Source organism: Pseudomonas sp. NY15463 (genome assembly GCF_048068415.1).
GTDB classification, from domain to species: domain Bacteria; phylum Pseudomonadota; class Gammaproteobacteria; order Pseudomonadales; family Pseudomonadaceae; genus Aquipseudomonas; species Aquipseudomonas mosselii_C.
Genome location: NZ_JBLUQD010000002.1, coordinates 488,884 through 508,267, shown reverse-complemented (window position 1 = coordinate 508,267; position 19,384 = coordinate 488,884). Strand labels below are relative to the sequence as shown.

16 protein-coding genes are annotated in these 19,384 nt (G+C 64.1%); 10 read left to right on the top strand and 6 right to left on the bottom strand.

Going from position 1 to position 19,384, the window contains the following annotated elements; genetic code table 11:
• The first annotated feature begins 87 nt into the window (after positions 1-87).
• The gene (locus ACNFIC_RS06535; RefSeq protein WP_138218863.1) at positions 88-1,029 is read left to right on the top strand and encodes an AEC family transporter; all 942 of its coding nucleotides are present in this window, start codon (positions 88-90) and stop codon (positions 1,027-1,029) included.
• A gap of 60 nt (positions 1,030-1,089) precedes the next feature.
• Positions 1,090-2,448: an amino acid permease gene (locus ACNFIC_RS06530; protein ID WP_416780423.1), complete on the top strand. Its 1,359-nt coding sequence runs from the start codon at positions 1,090-1,092 to the stop codon at positions 2,446-2,448.
• 89 nt (positions 2,449-2,537) lie between these two features.
• Here the strand turns inward: ACNFIC_RS06530 and ACNFIC_RS06525 are convergent, their stop codons facing one another.
• The 5 genes from ACNFIC_RS06525 to gatC all read right to left on the bottom strand — a co-directional run bounded on the left by ACNFIC_RS06525 (position 2,538) and on the right by gatC (position 7,373).
• Positions 2,538-3,581 carry a calcium/sodium antiporter gene (locus ACNFIC_RS06525; RefSeq protein ID WP_416780631.1) on the bottom strand — a complete coding sequence of 348 codons (1,044 nt, stop codon included), beginning with the start codon at positions 3,579-3,581 and terminating at the stop codon, positions 2,538-2,540.
• Positions 3,582-3,642: 61 nt separating this feature from the next.
• Positions 3,643-4,017 carry a septal ring lytic transglycosylase RlpA family protein gene (locus tag ACNFIC_RS06520; RefSeq protein WP_138218861.1) on the bottom strand — a complete coding sequence of 125 codons (375 nt, stop codon included), beginning with the start codon at positions 4,015-4,017 and terminating at the stop codon, positions 3,643-3,645.
• A gap of 144 nt (positions 4,018-4,161) precedes the next feature.
• A complete protein-coding gene (gene gatB, locus ACNFIC_RS06515) occupies positions 4,162-5,607 on the bottom strand; it encodes an Asp-tRNA(Asn)/Glu-tRNA(Gln) amidotransferase subunit GatB (RefSeq protein ID WP_416780421.1) in 1,446 nt (481 codons plus the stop codon).
• 11 nt (positions 5,608-5,618) lie between these two features.
• Positions 5,619-7,070 carry an Asp-tRNA(Asn)/Glu-tRNA(Gln) amidotransferase subunit GatA gene (gene gatA, locus ACNFIC_RS06510; RefSeq protein WP_416780419.1) on the bottom strand — a complete coding sequence of 484 codons (1,452 nt, stop codon included), beginning with the start codon at positions 7,068-7,070 and terminating at the stop codon, positions 5,619-5,621.
• A gap of 15 nt (positions 7,071-7,085) precedes the next feature.
• Positions 7,086-7,373: an Asp-tRNA(Asn)/Glu-tRNA(Gln) amidotransferase subunit GatC gene (gene gatC, locus ACNFIC_RS06505; RefSeq protein WP_138218858.1), complete on the bottom strand. Its 288-nt coding sequence runs from the start codon at positions 7,371-7,373 to the stop codon at positions 7,086-7,088.
• Positions 7,374-7,578: 205 nt separating this feature from the next.
• Between gatC and mreB the strand changes: the two genes are divergently transcribed.
• The 8 genes from mreB (at position 7,579) to tldD (ending at position 18,667) form a co-directional block, all read left to right on the top strand.
• On the top strand, positions 7,579-8,616 hold the full coding sequence (mreB, locus tag ACNFIC_RS06500) for a rod shape-determining protein MreB (protein ID WP_003255163.1): 1,038 nt from the start codon (positions 7,579-7,581) through the stop codon (positions 8,614-8,616).
• A gap of 196 nt (positions 8,617-8,812) precedes the next feature.
• Entirely contained in the window at positions 8,813-9,829 is a 1,017-nt protein-coding gene (gene mreC / locus ACNFIC_RS06495; RefSeq protein WP_240791735.1) for a rod shape-determining protein MreC, read from the top strand.
• On the top strand, positions 9,830-10,318 hold the full coding sequence (gene mreD / locus ACNFIC_RS06490) for a rod shape-determining protein MreD (RefSeq protein WP_138218856.1): 489 nt from the start codon (positions 9,830-9,832) through the stop codon (positions 10,316-10,318). It begins immediately after the preceding gene.
• A gap of 32 nt (positions 10,319-10,350) precedes the next feature.
• Positions 10,351-10,950, top strand: coding sequence for a Maf family protein (locus tag ACNFIC_RS06485; RefSeq protein ID WP_138218855.1), 600 nt, complete (start codon positions 10,351-10,353; stop codon positions 10,948-10,950).
• 54 nt (positions 10,951-11,004) lie between these two features.
• Positions 11,005-12,462 (top strand): ribonuclease G, encoded by a 1,458-nt coding sequence (gene rng / locus ACNFIC_RS06480; protein WP_138218854.1) that lies wholly within the window; start codon positions 11,005-11,007, stop codon positions 12,460-12,462.
• Positions 12,463-12,544: 82 nt separating this feature from the next.
• Positions 12,545-16,360 carry a YhdP family protein gene (locus ACNFIC_RS06475; protein ID WP_416780415.1) on the top strand — a complete coding sequence of 1,272 codons (3,816 nt, stop codon included), beginning with the start codon at positions 12,545-12,547 and terminating at the stop codon, positions 16,358-16,360.
• Between the two features lie 13 nt (positions 16,361-16,373).
• Positions 16,374-17,225, top strand: a complete 852-nt coding sequence (locus ACNFIC_RS06470) for a carbon-nitrogen hydrolase family protein (protein ID WP_138218852.1) — start codon at positions 16,374-16,376, stop codon at positions 17,223-17,225.
• Between the two features lie 2 nt (positions 17,226-17,227).
• Positions 17,228-18,667, top strand: coding sequence for a metalloprotease TldD (gene tldD, locus ACNFIC_RS06465; protein ID WP_138218851.1), 1,440 nt, complete (start codon positions 17,228-17,230; stop codon positions 18,665-18,667).
• 127 nt (positions 18,668-18,794) lie between these two features.
• Here the strand turns inward: tldD and yjgA are convergent, their stop codons facing one another.
• On the bottom strand, positions 18,795-19,316 hold the full coding sequence (yjgA, locus tag ACNFIC_RS06460; RefSeq protein ID WP_138218850.1) for a ribosome biogenesis factor YjgA: 522 nt from the start codon (positions 19,314-19,316) through the stop codon (positions 18,795-18,797).
• Positions 19,317-19,384: the final 68 nt, after the last annotated feature.

Genomic DNA, 19,384 nt, shown 5'->3' with positions numbered 1-19,384 from the left:
AAGTCCTCCTCGATCCCCGCAATGCCTGAACTGTTGGCGTATCATTAGCCCCCTAACGGCAACTCCCTCGCTCAGGACCGCTTGCGCATGCTCGCCCTTCTCATCCAGACGCTGAACATCACGGCTCCGGTCTTCGCCATGCTGTTCATGGGCATGCTGCTCAAACGCATCGGCCTGATCGACGACAATTTCAGCAGGGTCGCCTCGTCGCTGGTGTTCAACGTGTGCATGCCGGCGTTGTTGTTTCTTGGCATCTATCACGCTGACCTTGCCGCCGCCGTCAAGCCGGGGGTGATCTTTTACTTCATCGCCGCCACCCTGGTCGGGTTTGCGCTGTCCTGGGGCCTGGCCATTTGGCGCAGCCCACTGGCCGACCGTGGCATCTACACCCAGGGCGCATTTCGCGGCAACAATGGGGTGATCGGCCTGGCCCTGGCCGCCAGCCTGTATGGCGACTACGGTATTTCCCTGGGGGCGGTGCTGGCGGGCTTGGTGATCCTCATGTACAACTCGCTGTCGGCGGTGGTGCTGGCGGTGTACAGCCCGGACCTGAAGTCCGACCCGTGGAGCCTGTGCAAGAGCATCTTCAGCAATCCGCTGATCCTCAGCGTGCTGGCGGCTGCGCCTATGGCTTACTGGCAGGTGCCGTTGCCCAACTGGGTGCTGACATCGGGCGATTATCTGGCGCAGATGACCCTGCCGTTGGCGCTGATCTGCATTGGGGGCACCTTGTCGCTGGCGGCGCTGCGCGACAGCGGTAAGCTGGCGGTGGACGCAAGCCTGGTGAAGATGGTCTGGTTGCCGATCCTGGGCACCCTCGGCGCGTGGTTGTGCGGTTTTCGCGGCGCCGAGCTGGGGATCCTGTTTCTCTACATCGGCAGCCCGACCGCTGCGGCCAGCTATGTGATGGCCCGGGCCGCCAACGGTAACCATGAGCTGGCGGCGTCTATTATCGTGATCACCACGCTGATGGCAGCGATTACCACCAACATCGGCATTTTCGTCTTGCAGTGGGGCGGCTGGATTTAGTCGTCTGCGCAGCCTACTGCACATAAAACCAATAACACGGCCTCACCTAAAGGACACTTCATGCAAGACCAGAGTAGCCCCGAGCGCTTGCAGCGCGGGCTGAAGAACCGCCATATACAACTGATCGCGCTGGGCGGTGCGATTGGCACCGGGCTGTTCCTGGGCATCGCCCAGACCATCCAGCTGGCTGGCCCTTCGGTATTGCTGGGCTATGCCATCGCTGGCCTGATGGCCTTCCTGATCATGCGCCAGCTCGGCGAGATGGTGGTCGAGGAGCCGGTTGCCGGTAGCTTCAGCCACTTCGCCCACCAGTACTGGAACGAGTTCGCCGGGTTCGTTTCGGGCTGGAACTACTGGGTGGTGTACGTGTTGGTGGGCATGGCCGAGCTGACGGCGGTGGGCATCTACATCAAGTACTGGTGGCCGGACTTCCCCACCTGGGCCACGGCGGCGATCTTCTTCGTGGTGATCAATGCCATCAACCTGACTCAAGTGAAGGTGTACGGGGAGCTGGAGTTCTGGTTCTCGCTGGTCAAGGTGGTGGCCATCGTCAGCATGATCGGCTTCGGTGCCTGGTTGCTAGGCAGCGGCCAGGGTGGCCCGGACGCCAGCGTCGCCAACCTGTGGCAGTACGGTGGCTTCTTCCCCAATGGCGTGAGCGGGCTGGTGATGGCGCTGGCGGTAATCATGTTCAGTTTTGGTGGTCTGGAGCTGGTGGGTATCACCGCCGCCGAAGCTGCCAATCCGCGTGAGAGCATCCCGAAGGCCACCAACCAGGTGGTCTACCGCATCCTGATTTTCTATATCGGCGCCTTGGCGGTGCTGCTGTCGCTGTACCCGTGGCAGAAGGTGGTGCAGGGCGGTAGCCCGTTCGTGATGATCTTCCACGAACTCGACAGCGACCTGGTGGCGACCATCCTCAACGTCGTGGTGCTGACCGCTGCGCTGTCGGTCTACAACAGCTGCGTGTACGCCAACAGCCGCATGCTGTTCGGCCTGGCATCCCAGGGCGATGCGCCACGCCAGTTGCTCAAGGTCAGCCGCCGTGGCGTACCGCTCACGGCACTGGGGGTGTCTGCGTTCGCCACGGGCATGTGTGTGGTGATCAACTACCTGATGCCGGGCGAAGCTTTTGGCCTGCTGATGGCACTTGCCGTATCGGCGCTGGTGATCAACTGGGCGAGCATCAGCATCACCCACCTGAAATTCCGCAAGGCCAAGCTGGCTGCCGGTGTGATCCCGTTCTACCGCAGCTGGGGGCATCCGATCAGCAACTACCTGTGCCTGGCGTTCATCGTGCTGATTCTGGTGGTGATGTACCTGACGCCGCCGATCCGCATCTCGGTGATGCTGATTCCGGCGTGGATCGCGGTGTTGTGGGTGGCATTCAAGATGAAGAAGGCGCGCCAGGCTAACTGAGTGGGCTTCTTCGTGGGCAAGCCCGCCCCCACAGGACCGCGCACAGACTGGTTCGAGCGCTGTACCTGTGGGGGTATTTTATCCGCGACTCAGTGTTGGCGGCGCCAGGCGCGAAGCGTCGTGTACAGCAGCACGAGCGCGAGCGCCGGGAGTACGTAGAAAAGCATCAGTCTTTCAAGGCGCCCAGCCAGCGGCAGCCCGGTGGTAAAGGTCACCACGTGCAGGCCGTAGGCCAGGTACAGGCAGAGGAACACCAGGCCTTCGGCTCGGGTGACCCGGTAACCTGAATAGAACACTGGCAGGCACAGCGCGGCGACGCCGAGCATCACCGGCAGGTCGAAGTCCAGCGCGTTGGGTGAGATCGACAGCGGCTCGGGGGCCACCAGTGCAGTCGTTCCCAGCACTGCGAGTAGGTTGAACAGGTTGCTGCCGATCACCGTGCCCACCGCGATCTCGCGCTCACCGCGCAAGGCGGCGATCAGCGCAGCCGCCAGCTCCGGCAACGAGGTGCACACCGCCACGACGGTCAAGCCGATCACCCGTTCGGACAATCCCAGGTCGGTGGCCACTTCCACCGCTGCCTCCAGCAGCAGATGCCCCGCCAGGCTGAGCAGGATGAACCCCAGCAGCACTTGCCCCAGCGTGCCGCTCCAGAAGCGCCAGGCATGCACATGGGCGGCGGGCGCGGCGGGGTAGGTGCGCGCATAATGGCGCGACTGGTGCCAGAGCATCAGCAGGTAGCCTGCAAGGCCTAGCAGCAGTATTGCACCCTCGAAGCGGCCCAGCAGGCCATTGCTGGCCAGCAGGTAGACCAGCGCGCTGGCCGCGATCATCAGTGGAATATCCAGGCGCACCAGCTGGCGTGATACGCGCAGCGGAATGATCAGCGCTGCCAGCCCGAGAATCACCAGCACGTTGAAGATATTGCTGCCGATCACGCTGCCCACTGCTACGTCTGGCGCGCCCTGATAGGCGGCTTGCAGGCTCACGGTGAGCTGCGGGGCGGTGCTGCCGAAGGCGACCAGGCTCAGGCCGATGATCAGCGGGCGTACGTGCAGGCGGGTGGCCAGGCGCAGGGCGGCGCGCACCAGCAGTTCGGCGCCGATGATCAGCAGCAACAGGCCAGTGCCCAGTTGCAGCAGGCTGAAGGTGGGGAGAGTGGCCAGGTCGAAAATGGCAGGGGCTCCAGTTGGATCAGTCAGACAGACCTTGTACCCGTACGCGCGCGGTTCCGCTACGCAGCATGCCGATTTTTTCTGCGGCAGCACGTGACAGGTCGATCAGCCGGCCGCGGGTATGGGGTCCCCGGTCGTTGATCCGCACCACGACACTGCGTTGGTTGGCGAGGTTGGTGACCAGCAGCCGGGTGCCGAACGGCAGGCTGCGGTGGGCGGCGGTCAGGCCATGCTGGTTGAAGGGTTCGCCGCTGGCGGTGCGCTTGCCGTGGTGGCGTGCGCCGTAATACGAGGCAGTGCCGGTTTCGTCGTAGCCGCGCGGGTCGATGTCATGGCTGGCACAGCCGGCCAAGGTAGAGAAAAGAGCCAGGGTGGCAAGGGACCGTTTTAGCAAGACGGGTGATCTCCAGGGCGGCCATTCGCGGGCAAGCCCGCTCCACAAGAAAGTCGCTGCCAGTGAATGCGCCGCTGTACCTGTGGGAGCGGGCTTGCCCGCGAACGAGGGCAGAGCCCTCGCAGGATTGCAGGGGTGAAACAATCACCCTTCGAGCTTGGCCTTGAGCAATTGGTTCACTTGCCCTGGGTTGGCCTTGCCTTTGGAGGCTTTCATCGCCTGGCCGACGAAGAAGCCGAACATCTTGCCGCGTTTGGCCTCATCGGCGGCGCGGTACTGTTCGACCTGCTCGGCGTTGGCGGCGAGCATCTCGTCGAGCATCTTGTCGATTGCGCCGGTGTCGGTGACCTGCTTGAGACCTTTGCTTTCGATGATGCTGTCGGCATCGCCTTCACCGGCAGCCATGGCCTCGAACACGGTCTTGGCGATCTTGCCGCTGATGGTGTTGTCGCGAATACGTACCAGCATGCCGCCCAGATGCTCGGCGCTGACCGGCGACTGGTCGATCTCCAGGCCCAGCTTGTTCAGCAGGCTGCCCAGCTCGACCATGACCCAGTTGGCGGCCAGCTTGGCGTCGCCGCCAATCGTCACGACCTGCTCGAAGTAATCGGCCTGTTCGCGGCTGGAGGCCAGCACGTTGGCGTCGTAGGCCGACAGGCCGTATTGGCTCTGGAAGCGCTCGACCTTCTGCGTCGGCAGCTCCGGCAGTGCGGCGCGCACGGTTTCGAGGAAGCCGGGCTCGATGACCACCGGCAGCAGGTCCGGGTCGGGGAAGTAACGGTAGTCGTTGGCTTCCTCCTTGCTGCGCATGGAGCGGGTTTCGTCCTTGTTCGGGTCGTACAGGCGGGTTTCCTGGACCACCTTGCCGCCGTCCTCGATCAGGTCGATCTGGCGCTGGATCTCGCTGTTGATCGCACGTTCGATGAAGCGGAACGAGTTGACGTTCTTGATCTCGCAGCGGGTGCCGAACTCTGCTTGGCCTTTCGGGCGTACCGAGACGTTGCAGTCGCAACGCAGCGAGCCTTCGGCCATGTTGCCGTCGCAGATGCCCAGGTAACGCACCAGGGCGTGGATCGCCTTGACGTAGGCCACCGCTTCCTTGGCGCTGCGCATGTCCGGCTCGGAGACGATCTCCAGCAGCGGGGTACCTGCGCGGTTAAGGTCGATGCCGGTAGCGCCGTTGAAGTCTTCGTGCAGGCTTTTGCCGGCGTCTTCTTCAAGGTGCGCGCGGGTCACGCCGATGCGCTTGAGGGTGCCATCTTCCAGGGCGATGTCCAGGTGGCCCTTGCCGACGATCGGCAGGTCCATCTGGCTGATCTGGTAGCCCTTGGGCAGGTCGGGATAGAAGTAGTTCTTGCGCGCGAACACGTTGCGCGGGCCGATCTCGGCATTGATCGCCAGGCCGAACATGCACGCCATGCGCACGGCCTCCTGGTTGAGCACCGGCAGCACGCCGGGCATGCCCAGGTCGACCAGGCTGGCCTGGGTGTTCGGCTCGGAACCGAAGGTGGTGGCGCTGCCGGAGAAAATCTTCGACTGGGTGGCGAGCTGGGTATGAATCTCCAGCCCGATCACAACTTCCCATTGCATGTGTGAATTCCTCAGAAGCCGTTGGGGGCGCGGGTGTGCCAGTCGGTGACTTGCTGGTACCGGTGCGCGACGTTGAGCAGGCGGCCTTCCTGGAAATACGGGGCCAGCAGTTGCACGCCCACCGGCAGGCCATCGACGAAGCCGGCCGGCATCGACAGGCCCGGCAGGCCTGCCAGGTTGGCGGTGATGGTGTAGACGTCTTCCAGGTACGCGGCGACCGGGTCGGCGTTCTTCGAGCCGAGCTTCCAGGCCGGGTTTGGCGTGGTTGGGCCGAGGATCAGGTCGACATCGTTGAATGCGGCCATGAAGTCGTTCTTGATCAGGCGGCGGATCTGTTGGGCCTTGACGTAGTAAGCGTCGTAGTAGCCGGCCGACAGCGCATAGGTGCCGACCATGATGCGCCGCTGCACTTCAACTCCGAAACCTTCGCCGCGCGAGCGTTTGTACAGGTCGGTGAGGTCCTTGGGCTCCGCGCAGCGGTGGCCGAAACGCACGCCGTCGAAACGCGACAGGTTGGAGGAGGCTTCGGCGGGGGCGATCACGTAGTAAGCAGGAATCGCGTGCTGCATGTTCGGCAGGCTGATCTGCTTGACCACCGCGCCGAGCTTTTCCAGCTCCTTGACGCTGGCCTGGACCAGTTCGGCGATACGTGGGTCGAGACCGGCGCCGAAGTATTCCTTCGGCAGACCGATGCGCAGGCTTTGCAGCGAGCCGTTGAGCGTGGCGCTGTAGTCCGGTACCGGCTCATCGACGCAGGTAGAGTCCTTGGCGTCGAAACCGGCCATGCCTTGCAGCAGCAGGGCGCAGTCTTCGGCGCTGCGGGCCATCGGGCCGCCCTGGTCGAGGCTGGAGGCGTAGGCGATCATGCCCCAGCGCGAGACGCGACCGTAGGTCGGCTTCAGACCGGTGAGGTTGGTCAGTGCGGCGGGCTGGCGGATCGAACCACCAGTATCGGTACCGGTGGCCACCGGCAGCAGGCGCGCTGCGACCGCCGCTGCCGAACCGCCTGACGAGCCGCCCGGTACGTGTTCGAGGCTCCATGGGTTCTTGACCGCACCGTAGTGGCTGGACTCGTTGGCCGAGCCCATGGCGAACTCGTCCATGTTGGTTTTGCCCAGGGTGACCATGCCGGCTTCGGCCAGTTTGGCGACCACGGTGGCGTCGTACGGGGCGGTGAAACTGTCGAGCATCTTCGAGCCGCAGCTGGTGCGCACGCCCGTGGTGCAGAACAGGTCCTTGTGGGCGATCGGTGCGCCCAGCAGCGCGCCGGTTTCGCCGGCAGCGCGGCGGGCGTCGGCGGCACGCGCCTGTTCCAGGGCCTGTTGCTCGGTGACGGTGATGAAGCTGTTGAGCTGTGGATCGAGCTGCTTGATGCGCGACAGCAGCGCGCCGGTCAGCTCTTCGGAAGAGAACGACTTGTCGGCGAGGCCGCGGGCGATCTCGGCGAGAGACAGTTGGTGCATGGCGGACGCTTTCCCTTAATCGATGACTTTCGGAACCAGGTACAGACCGTTCTCGGTCGACGGGGCGACGGCTTGGTAGCGGTCGCGCTGGTTGCTTTCGGTGACCTGGTCGGGACGCAGACGTTGGGTGGTTTCCAGCGGGTGGGCGAGGGGTTCGATGCCGCTCGTGTCGACAGCCTGCATCTGGTCGACCAGCCCGAGAATACTGTTCAAGGCGTCGGTAATGCGTGGCAGTTCGCTGTCATCCAGACCCAGGCGGGCCAGATGGGCGATCTTTTCCACGTCGGAGCGTTGAAGCGCCATGGGGATCTCCAGGAGAAACGAAAAAGCGCAATGGCTGCGCAATTGAGGAACATGACGGGATTCTGGCGGTCAAAGGGCCGCGATCATCGGCAGGCATGCTCGGAAAAACAGCCAATTTAACATATTGGCTCCTTGCCCAAAATCCCTGCCATTGTTAGAGTTTGCCGCACTTTTTTACCCACGCTTTCCCCAGGGTCACTTTCCCATGTTCAAGAAACTGCGTGGCATGTTTTCCAGCGATCTGTCCATCGACCTGGGTACTGCCAACACCCTTATTTACGTGCGTGAGCGCGGTATCGTCCTGAATGAGCCCTCGGTTGTTGCCATCCGTACCCACGGCAACCAGAAAAGCGTCGTCGCTGTCGGTACCGAAGCCAAGCGCATGCTCGGCCGCACGCCAGGCAACATTGCCGCCATTCGTCCGATGAAGGACGGCGTGATCGCCGACTTCAGCGTTTGTGAAAAAATGCTGCAGTACTTCATCAACAAAGTGCACGAAAACAGCTTCCTGCAGCCCAGCCCGCGCGTGCTGATCTGCGTGCCGTGCAAATCCACCCAGGTGGAGCGCCGTGCCATCCGTGAATCGGCCCTCGGTGCCGGTGCTCGCGAAGTGTTCCTGATCGAAGAGCCCATGGCCGCTGCCATCGGCGCTGGCCTGCCGGTCGAAGAAGCCCGTGGCTCGATGGTCGTGGACATCGGTGGCGGTACTACCGAAATCGCCCTGATCTCGCTCAACGGCGTGGTCTATGCCGAATCCGTACGGGTTGGTGGCGACCGTTTCGACGAAGCCATCGTCACCTACGTGCGCCGTAACTACGGCAGCCTGATCGGCGAATCCACCGCCGAGCGCATCAAGCAGGAAATCGGCACCGCTTATCCTGGCGGCGAAGTCCGCGAAGTGGATGTGCGTGGCCGTAACCTGGCCGAAGGCGTACCGCGTGCCTTCACCCTGAACTCCAACGAAGTGCTCGAAGCCCTGCAAGAGTCGCTGGCAACCATCGTCCAGGCGGTCAAGAGCGCCCTGGAGCAATCGCCGCCAGAGCTGGCCTCGGACATCGCCGAGCGCGGCCTGGTGCTGACCGGTGGTGGTGCCTTGCTGCGTGACCTGGACAAGCTGCTGGCCCAGGAAACCGGCCTGCCGGTGATCGTCGCCGAAGACCCGCTGACGTGCGTCGCGCGTGGCGGTGGCCGTGCGCTGGAAATGATGGACAAGCACGCCATGGACCTGCTCTCCAGCGAGTGATCGCGGTTGCAGTGCAGCGCTCTGGTTTACAGGTAGCACGTGCAGTGCTACCTGTATGCGCTTAGGCGGCGCCGCCTGTGGCGCCGTTTCCGTCAATCCGCAGACAGGCCGGTGCATTGCCCCATGTCCCATGACCTCCTGAATCGTCGTCCACGAGGAACGGCCCATTAAACCGCTTTTCTCCAAAGGCCCCTCGTTGGGCGTTCGCCTGCTGGTGCTGGTGGTGATGTCGATCGCGCTGATGGTGGTCGACTCGCGCTTCGACCTGCTCAAGCCGGTGCGCAGCCAGATGGGGCTGGTGTTGATGGAATCCTACTGGATCACCGACTTGCCCCAGCGCATGTGGCAGGGGGTCGCTGGCCAGTTCGGCAGCCGCACCGAGCTGATCGCCGAGAACGAGAAACTCAAGACCGAAGCCCTGCTGTTGCAGGGGCGCTTGCAGAAGCTGGCGGCCCTGACCGAGCAGAACGTGCGCCTGCGCGAGTTGCTCAACTCCTCGGCGCTGGTCAACGAGAAGGTCGAGGTGGCCGAACTGATCGGCGTCGACCCCAACCCCTTTACCCACCGCATCCTGATCAACAAGGGCGAGCGCGACGGCGTGTTCCTTGGCCAGCCGGTGCTCGATGCGCGCGGCCTGATGGGCCAGGTGGTCGAACTGATGCCGTATACCTCGCGGGTGCTGCTGCTCACCGACTCCACCCACAGTATCCCGGTACAGGTCAACCGCAACGGCCTGCGCGCCATCGCCAGTGGTACTGGCAATCCTGAACGCCTTGAATTGCGCCATGTGGCCGACACGGCTGACATCAAGGAAGGCGACCTGCTGGTCAGCTCCGGCATGGGCCAGCGTTTCCCGGCAGGTTACCCGGTGGCCACGGTCAATGAAGTGATCCACGATTCCGGGCAGCCGTTCGCCATCGTGCGCGCGATCCCGACGGCTGCGCTCAACCGCAGCCGCTACATGCTGCTGGTGTTCAGCGACCGGCGCACGCCTGAGGAGCGCGCCACCGAGGCCGCCATCGCCCAGGAAGAAGCCGACCGTCAGGGTGCCAGCCACGGCCAGGCGCCGACCAGCCCGGCACCTACGCCTGGCGCTGCTGGCGCGCAGCCTGCGCCGGCCACTGCACCTGCGAGCGTCCCGGCGCCTGCCGCACACGGTAGTTCCGCACCGGCGCAGCCGGCCGCCGCGCCAGCCCAACCCCGGAGACAATAAATGGCCAGCACCCGTAGCAGAAACGGCTGGGCCATCTGGCTGTCCTTCGCCATTGGCCTGTTGCTCAGTGTCTCGCCCATGCCGCAGTTCATGGAAGTGTTCCGTCCCATGTGGCTTGCCCTGCTGCTGGCCTTCTGGACTCTCGCGGTGCCGGGCAAGGTGGGCATGACCACCGCCTTCGTGCTGGGCCTGGCCGAGGACGTGCTGTATGGCACGCTGTTGGGGCAGAACGCCTTGATCCTGACCCTGATCACCTTCCTGGTGCTGTCGTTGCAGCAGCGCCTGCGCATGTTCCCGATGTGGCAGCAGAGCCTGGTGATCCTGGTGATCTTCGGCATTGCCCAACTGATCCAACTGTGGCTCAGTGCCCTGACTGGCAACCGCTTGCCCACGCTTGCGCTGGTCTGGTCGGCGGTGATCAGCGCCTTGCTCTGGCCCTGGGTGAGTTACGCCCTGCGCGGTCTGCGCGTGCGCCTGCACATTCATTGACGGCCCATCGCCAACGACAGGGAGATGTCCGCATGCCCCAGCTTTACCTGGCCTCCGGCTCGCCACGTCGGCGCGAACTGCTGACCCAGATCGGCGTGCCGTTCACTGTGGTCAGTGCCCCCATCGACGAAACCCCGCTGCCCGGCGAGGCGCCAACTGCGTATGTCGAGCGTCTGGCCCAGGCCAAGGCGGTCGCCGGCTTTGCCCATACCGATGGCGCTGGCGTGGTGCTAGGGGCGGACACCACGGTGGTGCTTGACGGTGTGATTCTTGGCAAGCCAGAAAACCGCGAGCAGGCCCTGGCCATGCTTGGCGATCTGTCCAAGCGTGAGCATCAGGTGCTCACTGCCGTGGCGCTGACCGACGGCCAGCGCAGTGTCAGTCGTTGCGTCAGTACCACGGTGCGTTTTCGCACCATCTCCTTCGAAGAAGCCTTGCGCTATTGGGACAGCGGCGAGCCTGTCGACAAGGCCGGTGGCTACGCCATCCAGGGCCTGGGCGCGGTATTTGTCAGTGCCATCGAGGGCAGCTACTCGGCGGTGGTCGGCCTGCCCTTGAGCGAGACCGCCGAAATGCTGGAGCAATTCGCCATTGCCGTCTGGCAGTCGCACGAGGACCCAGCAACGCGCTAGCCAGCGCCGCCACCGCGATCCATCATTACCCAAGACCTTTGACGAGAGCCTGCCATGAGTGAAGAGATTCTGATCAACATCACCCCGATGGAATCACGCGTGGCGGTGGTGGAGAACGGCGTCCTGCAGGAAGTGCACGTCGAGCGCACCCAGCGTCGCGGTATCGTCGGCAACATCTACAAGGGCAAGGTCGTGCGGGTGTTGCCGGGTATGCAGGCGGCATTCGTCGATATTGGCCTCGAACGCGCCGCGTTCATCCACGCCTCGGAGATCTCTCAACGCGAAGGCTCGGCGGTGGAGACCATCACCGCGCTGGTGCACGAGGGCCAAGCGCTGGTGGTGCAGGTGACCAAGGATCCTATCGGTACCAAGGGCGCGCGCCTGACCACCCAGCTGTCTATTCCGTCGCGTTACCTGGTGTACATGCCGCGTAGCAGCCATGTCGGCATTTCGCTGAAAATCGAAGAAGAAGCCGAGCGTGAACGCCTCAAGCAGGTCGTCACCGACTGCATGGCCAAGGAAGACATGAAGGATGCCGGCGGCTTCATCCTGCGCACGGCCGCCGAAGGTGCACGGGCCGAAGACATTCTTCAGGATATCCGCTACCTGCGCCGGCTGTGGGAGCAGATCGGCGCGCAGATCAAGACCTGTGGCGCGCCTACGCTGATCTACGAAGACCTGGGCCTTGCCCAGCGCACTTTGCGTGACCTGGTCAACCCGAAGATCGAGAAGATCCGCATCGATTCGCGGGAGAACTTCCAGAAGACCACGCAGTTCGTCGCCGAACTGATGCCGGAAATCGCTGACCGCCTCGAACACTACCCTGGCGAGCGACCGATCTTCGACCTGTATGGCGTCGAGGACGAAATTCAGCGCGCCTTGGAGCGTAAGGTGCCGCTCAAGTCCGGCGGTTACCTTGTGGTCGATCCCGCTGAAGCGATGACCACCATCGATGTCAATACCGGTGCCTTCGTCGGGCATCGCAACCTTGAAGAAACCATCTTCAAGACCAACCTCGAGGCGGCGACCGCCATTGCCCGGCAACTGCGCCTGCGCAACATCGGCGGGATCATCATCATCGACTTCATCGACATGGAAGACGAAGAGCATCAGCGCCAGGTGCTGCGCACCTTGGAAAAACAGCTCGAACGTGACCATGCCAAGACCAACATCATCGGCATCACCGAGTTGGGCCTGGTGCAGATGACCCGCAAGCGCACCCGCGAAAGCCTCGAGCAAGTCCTTTGCGAACCCTGCGCGGCGTGCCAGGGGCGCGGCAAGCTGAAGACCCCAGAGACTATTTGTTACGAAATCTTCCGCGAAATCCTCCGCGAAGCCCGCGCCTACCAGGCCGAAGGCTATCGTGTGCTGGCCAACCAGAAGGTGGTAGACCGGTTGCTTGACGAAGAGTCGGGTAATGTCGCCGAATTGGAAGCCTTCATCGGGCGAACTATCCGCTTTCAGGTCGAGTCCATGTACTCTCAGGAACAATATGATGTGGTGCTGCTCTGACGCTTGAGAAAAGCCGTTGCCCCAAGGACAGGCTGGCAAAGCGCTATTCACCGGCCATAGTTAAGGGACGACTTGGAGGGCCATGGCCATGGAACGTCTGATCCGCGTTCTGGGCGCCTTGACCCGCTGGGGGCTGGCAACGTGCGCCCTGCTGGCGGTGCTGGTGGCGCTGTATGTCAGTCTCGGCCGGCAACTGATACCCCTGGTCGCCGAATACCGTGCGGACGTTGAACTCAAGGCTGAACAGGCGTTGGGCCTGCCCGTGCACGTCGGGGCCCTGGAGGGGCGCTGGAGCGGGCTGGCCCCAGTGCTGCGAGTGCGCGACCTGCAACTGGGCGAAGGAGCCGATGCGCTACGCCTGGATGAGGTCAAGCTGGTGCCGGACCTGTGGGCCAGCCTCAAGGCCCGCGAGGTGCGCCTGGCGCGCATTCAACTGGGCGGCTTGCAATTGATTCTGCGCGAAGACGAGCAGGGCGCATGGGCCCTGGAGGGCCTGCCGCGCAAGGACGACAGCCCGATGGATCCAAGCGAGGCGCTGCAACGCCTGCGCCAATTGGGGCGTATTGATGTGTTCGACAGCCAGGTCACCTTGCACGCCTGGCAGCGTGATCCGTTGACCCTCACCTACGTCAGCCTCGGCTTGCAGGCTGGCGCCTCGCGCCAGAACCTCGATCTGCGCGCCACCTTGCCCGACGGCCAGCCGCTGGCGCTTAACCTGCGCAGTCGCGCCACGCCCAATGACTGGCGCGACGGCAGCGTGCAGGCCTACCTGAGCCTACCTCAGAGCGATTGGGCACGCTGGCTGCCACCGCGTCTACTGGGGGCGTGGCAGGCCGATACCCTACGCGCGGGTGGCGAGTTCTGGGTTGACTGGCGCAAGGGTCGCCTGGAACAGGCGGTGGTTCGTCTGAACGCCCCGCAACTCAAAGGCGCTTACGCGACACGCAAGGCGGTGACGTTGCAGGACCTGGCACTCAATGCCTGGTTCCAGCGGCGTGGCGAAGGTTTCGAGGTGGCCTTGGATTCGCTTGCCGCAAGCTTCGGCAAGGTCCGTTGGGAGTCGCACCTGCAACTGGCGCAGCGCCCAGGCGATACGCCGGCTGAGACGTCGTGGCTGATCCAGGCCGACCGCCTCGACCTGACGCCGCTGACGCCGCTGATCCATGCGCTGGCGCCGTTGCCGGACAAGCTGATGGGCGTGGTCGATGCCCTGAAGGTCACGGGCGGTCTGCGCAACGTACGCGTCGAGCTTCGGCCCGAAGCCGAAGGTGATCAGCGTGTGCAGTTCGCTGCCAACCTGGATAACGTCGGCTTCGACGCCTACCACGGTGCGCCGGCTGCCGGGAATGTCAGCGGTGCCATCAGCGGCGACTTGGGGCACGGTGAACTGCGCCTGGATAGCGACGCGTTCATGCTGCATCTGTACCCGATCTTCGGTAAACCCTGGCATTACCAGAAAGCCAATGCACGCCTGACCTGGACCCTCGACCAACAGACCTTCACGCTGGTCGCACCGTACATCAAGGTGTTGGGCGAGGAGGGCAAGATTGCCGCCGATTTCCTCATCCGTCTGCACCTGGAGCCAGGCCACGAGGACTACATGGACCTGCGTGTCGGCCTTACCGAGGGTGACGGTCGCTACACCGCCAAGTATTTGCCTGAGGTGCTCAGCCCGGCCTTGGACACGTGGTTGCGCAGCGCTATCGTCAAGGGCGATGTCGAGCAGGGATACTTCCAGTACCAGGGCTCGCTCAACCACGGTGCACCGCCCCACGCCCGCGACATCAGCCTGTATTTCAAGGTCCACGACGCGGCGTTGGACTTCCAGCCCGGCTGGCCGTTGGTGCGGCAAGTCGACGGCGAGGTGTTCATCGAGGACACCGGGGTGCGTGTCAATGCCAGTCGTGGTGTGCTGCTCGACACCCAGGTCAGCGATGTACGCGTCGCCATCCCGCATGTCGAGGCGGGCGAACATAGCCATCTGTTCCTCGACGCCGACTTCGACGGCAGCCTGGGCGATGGCCTGAAGATCCTCAAAGAGGCGCCGATCGGCACTGCCGAGACCTTCGCCAGCTGGGAAGGTGAGGGCCCGCTCAACGGCAAGGTCAAGCTGGACATCCCGCTGGCGCGCGGCGAGCGTCCCAAGGTACTGGTGGACTTCGCCACCGAAGGGGCGACGCTCAAGGTCGCGCCACCGAGTCTTGAACTCAGCCAGCTCAAGGGCGATTTCAGCTTCGATTTCGACAAGGGTCTGAGCGCCAAGGGCGTTACCCTGCAGGCGTTTGGCAAGCCGGTCACCGCGCAGATCGCCGCCGAGGGCTCAGGCGGGCAGATCCAGAGCCGCATCAGCGCCAACGGTCAGGTGGCGGTCAAGGCACTGACTGACTGGTTGAAGGTCCAGCAGGCGCTACCGGTGTCGGGGGAAATCCCCTATCAGTTGCAACTCATTTTGGGCGGGCGTGATAGCCGGTTGACCGTCGATTCGTCGCTCAAGGGCGTGGTCGTCGATCTGCCGGCGCCGTTCGGCAAGGCCGGCGCCGACGCCCGTGACAGCCGTTTCAGCATGACCTTGCAAGGCCCCGAGCGGCGCATCGACGCAGGCTACGGCGCGCTTGCGCGCTTTGCCTATGCGGCCCCTGCCGACAAGCTCGGTCAGGGCCGTGGGGAGCTGATGCTGGGCAGCGACGAACCTAGCCTGCCGAGCGGGCAGGGCCTGCGCGTGCGCGGTCGGCTCGATGTACTGGACCTTGCCCCCTGGCAGCAGCAGGTGGCGCGCCTGGCCGGTAACGACCCTGGCGGCAGTGCCCGGCAGAACCTGCAAAGCGTGGATCTAAGCATCGGCCAGCTCAAGGCATACAGTATCGAGCTTAACCAGGCTGTGGTGCGCCTGGCGCGCGGTGGCCCGGCCTGGGACCTGCGTCTGGACAGCAAGGAAGTGATCGGCAACGCGCGCATCCCCGATGCCAAGGGCGCGGCCATGAGCATTCGCCTGCAAACCTTGCGTCTGCCACCGGCAGACCCTACCCAAGGCACGGATGACAACGCCGCCGACCCGTTGGCTGATGTCGATCCGCGCAAAGTGCCAGCGCTGGACCTGAGCATCGACAAGCTGTTGCGCGGCGACGACCTGTACGGCAGGGTCGCGGTCAAGTTGCGCCAGACGCCACGCGGTCTGGCCCTGGATGATATCGACCTGAATCTCAAGGGCCTGCACATCGATGGCAGCGGCGGCTGGGAAGGCGAGGTGGGCAGGACCACGAGCTGGTACAAGGGCCGCCTGGACGGCAAGGACCTGGGGGATGTACTCAAGGCCTGGGGCTTCGCCCCCACCGTTACCAGCCGGGATTTCCGCATGGATGTCGACGGCCGCTGGCCGGGATCGCCAGCCTGGGTCAACCTCAACCGCTTCTCTGGCAACCTCGATGCGGCGCTGCGTTCGGGCCAGTTCGTCGAGGTTGAGGGCAGTGCCCAGGCCTTGCGCGTCTTCGGGTTGCTCAATTTCAACTCGATCGGACGGCGCCTGCGTCTGGACTTCAGCGACCTGTTCAGCAAAGGCCTGGCCTATGATCGGGTCAAGGGCCTGCTGGTGGCCAGCGAAGGGGTCTACGTGACCCGCGAGCCAATCACGGTTACGGGGCCTTCGAGCAACTTCGAGCTGGACGGCACCCTCGATTTCGTTCGCGACCGCATCGATGCCAACTTGTTGGTGACCTTGCCGGTCACCAACAACCTGCCGTTGGCGGCGTTGATCGTCGGCGCGCCGGCGGTCGGTGGTGCGCTGTTCCTGGTGGATCGTCTGATCGGTGACCGGGTGTCGCGCTTCGCCAGCGTGCACTATCGGGTCGAAGGGCCGGTCAAAGAGCCTAAAATCACTTTTGTGAAACCTTTCGACAAATAATCCCGGGGTGGCAATGACGTCAGCAGTGATCCAGATGGTCAGCCAGGACGCTATCCTGGCCAACCTGCAACGCGCCAGTGCCTTGCTTGAACAGGCCGCCGCGGGTGGTGCGCGCCTGGCGGTGCTGCCGGAGAACTTCGCGGCGATGGGCCGGCGTGATGCCGCGGCCATTGGCCGGGCCGAGGCGCTGGGCGAGGGGCCGATACTGCCGTGGTTGAAACGTACCGCCCGTGACCTCAAGTTATGGATTGTCGCCGGGACCTTGCCGTTGCCACCGCTCGGCCGGCCAGAGGCCAAGTCCCACGCCTGTTCGCTGTTGGTGGACGAGCATGGCGAGGTCGCCGCGCGCTACGACAAGCTGCACTTGTTCGATGTGGACGTGGCTGACAACCGTGGTCGCTATCGTGAGTCCGACGACTACGCCCACGGTAATCAGGTGGTGGTAGCCGATACGCCCGTGGGGCGAGTCGGTCTGTCGGTGTGTTATGACCTGCGTTTTCCTGAACTGTACAGCGCGCTGCGTGCAGCCGGCGCCGAACTGATCACTGCGCCGGCGGCCTTCACTGCGGTGACCGGGGCTGCGCACTGGGAGGTGCTGATTCGCGCGCGCGCCATCGAAACCCAGTGCTACTTGCTCGCCGCGGCCCAGGGTGGGTTGCACCCCGGCCCCCGTGAAACCCATGGCCAGGCGGCGATCGTCGACCCTTGGGGGCGGATCGTGGCCCAACAGGCGCGGGGCGAAGCGGTATTGCTTGCCACCCGCGACCGTGACGAACAAGCGTCCATCCGGGCGCGTATGCCGGTGGTCAGCCATCGGCGCTTTTTCTCGCAGGACGCCTTGCGGCCTGCACAGACCTCGGAGTGACTATGAGCCAGATGTTAACCACCGTCAGCGAGCAGCTCCTGGCCCCCGGTGGCCTTGGGTTGGAAAGCCTGCAGGCTGTGCTGGGCGAACTGGCAGGCCCCGGTATCGACGCCGCCGACCTGTATTTCCAGGGCCAAGTCTCGGAGACCTGGGCGCTGGAGGATGGCATTGTCAAGGAAGGCAGTTTCAACCTCGACCAAGGGGTGGGCGTGCGCGCCCAGTCTGGCGAGAAAACCGGTTTTGCCTACAGCAACGCAATCAACCTCGAAGCCCTGACCTCCGCCGCCCGCGCCGCTCGCTCGATCTCCCGTGCCGGCCAGCATGGCACCGTTCAGGCGTTCCGTAGCCAGGACGTGGTTGCCCTTTATGGGCAGGACAACCCGCTGGATGTGCTGACCCGCGCCGAGAAGGTCGAACTGCTCAAGCGCGTCGACAGCGCCACGCGCGCGCTGGACCCGCGTATCCAGCAGGTCAGCGTGAGCATGGCCGGGGTTTGGGAGCGCATTCTGGTCGCCGCTGCCGATGGCAGCCTGGCGGCCGATGTGCGCCCGCTGGTGCGCTTCAACGTCAGCGTGATCGTCGAGCAGAACGGCCGTCGCGAGCGCGGCGGGCAGGGCGGTGGCGGGCGTACCGACTACCGCTATTTCACCGAGGATCGGGTGATGGGCTATGCCCGCGAGGCGCTGCGCCAGGCGCTGGTCAACCTCGAGGCGATTCCGGCCCCGGCCGGTACGCTGCCGGTGGTGCTCGGCCCAGGTTGGTCCGGCGTGCTGCTGCATGAGGCGGTCGGCCACGGCCTGGAAGGCGATTTCAACCGCAAGGGCAGCTCGGCTTTCAGTGGCCGAATCGGTGAGCAGGTGGCCTCCAAGCTGTGCACCATCGTCGATGACGGCACCCTGGAAGGTCGCCGTGGCTCGCTGAGCGTGGACGACGAAGGCACGCCGACCGAGTGCACCACGCTGATCGAGAACGGCGTGCTCAAAGGCTACATGCAGGACAAGCTGAACGCGCGTCTGATGGGCATGGCGGTCACCGGCAACGGCCGGCGCGAATCCTATGCGCATTTGCCGATGCCGCGCATGACCAATACCTACATGCGTGCGGGCGACAGCGACCCGCAGGAGATCATCGCCTCGGTCAAGAAGGGGATCTACTGCGCCAACCTGGGCGGCGGCCAGGTGGATATCACCAGCGGTAAATTCGTGTTCTCCACCAGCGAGGCCTACCTGATCGAAGACGGCAAGATCACCGCACCGGTCAAGGGCGCGACGTTGATCGGCAATGGGCCGGAAGCGATGAGCCGGGTGTCGATGGTTGGCAACGACCTGGCGCTGGACAGCGGCGTGGGCACGTGTGGCAAGGATGGGCAGTCGGTGCCGGTGGGCGTGGGCCAGCCGACGCTCAAGCTGGATGCGATTACCGTCGGTGGGACGGGGGCTTGAGTGCGATGGGGACCGCTTTGCGGTCCTTTCCGGCAGGTCCGGCGTGCCGGCAAGGCCGCTCCTACAGGTGTGCATGATCCCTGTAGGGGCGGCTGCATGCCGCCGCGATGGCCTGACTGCGATGGCTTCAACGCAAGCCGCGCTGGGCCTCGTCGAGATCGCGAATGTACTTGAACACTTTGCGCGCAGCGGCCGGCGGCTTGTTCCGCGCTTTTTCATGCTGGGCATGGCGGATCAGCGAGCGCAGGTGCTGGCGGTCGGTCTCGGGGAACTCGTTGACGAAACGTTCGAGGTCCTCGTCGTTACCGTCGATCAAGCGGTCGCGCCAGCGTTCCAGGTTATGGAAGCGCTCGTTGTACTGGCGGCTGGAGCTGTCGATCTGCTCGAGCACGGCATGAATGGCGTCCAGGTCTTGCACGCGCATCAGCTTGCCGACGAACGACATGTGGCGTTTGCGGGCACCATGGGCAGTGTGCCGAGAGGCCTCGTCCAGCGCCTTGCGCAGTTCGTCGGTCAGCGGCAGGCGGGCAAGGGTGTCGGCCTTGAGGGTAGTCAGGCGTTCACCGAGTTCGACCAGCGCATGCAGCTCGCGCTTGATCTGGGTTTTGCTTTTTTCGCCATCGAAGGCGTCGTCGTAAGAATCAACCATGGGGGCAGTCCGCAGGAAATCGCCGCCATGATAACCAGTCGGGGGCCGCTTGTCCGGCCCGGTCGTAG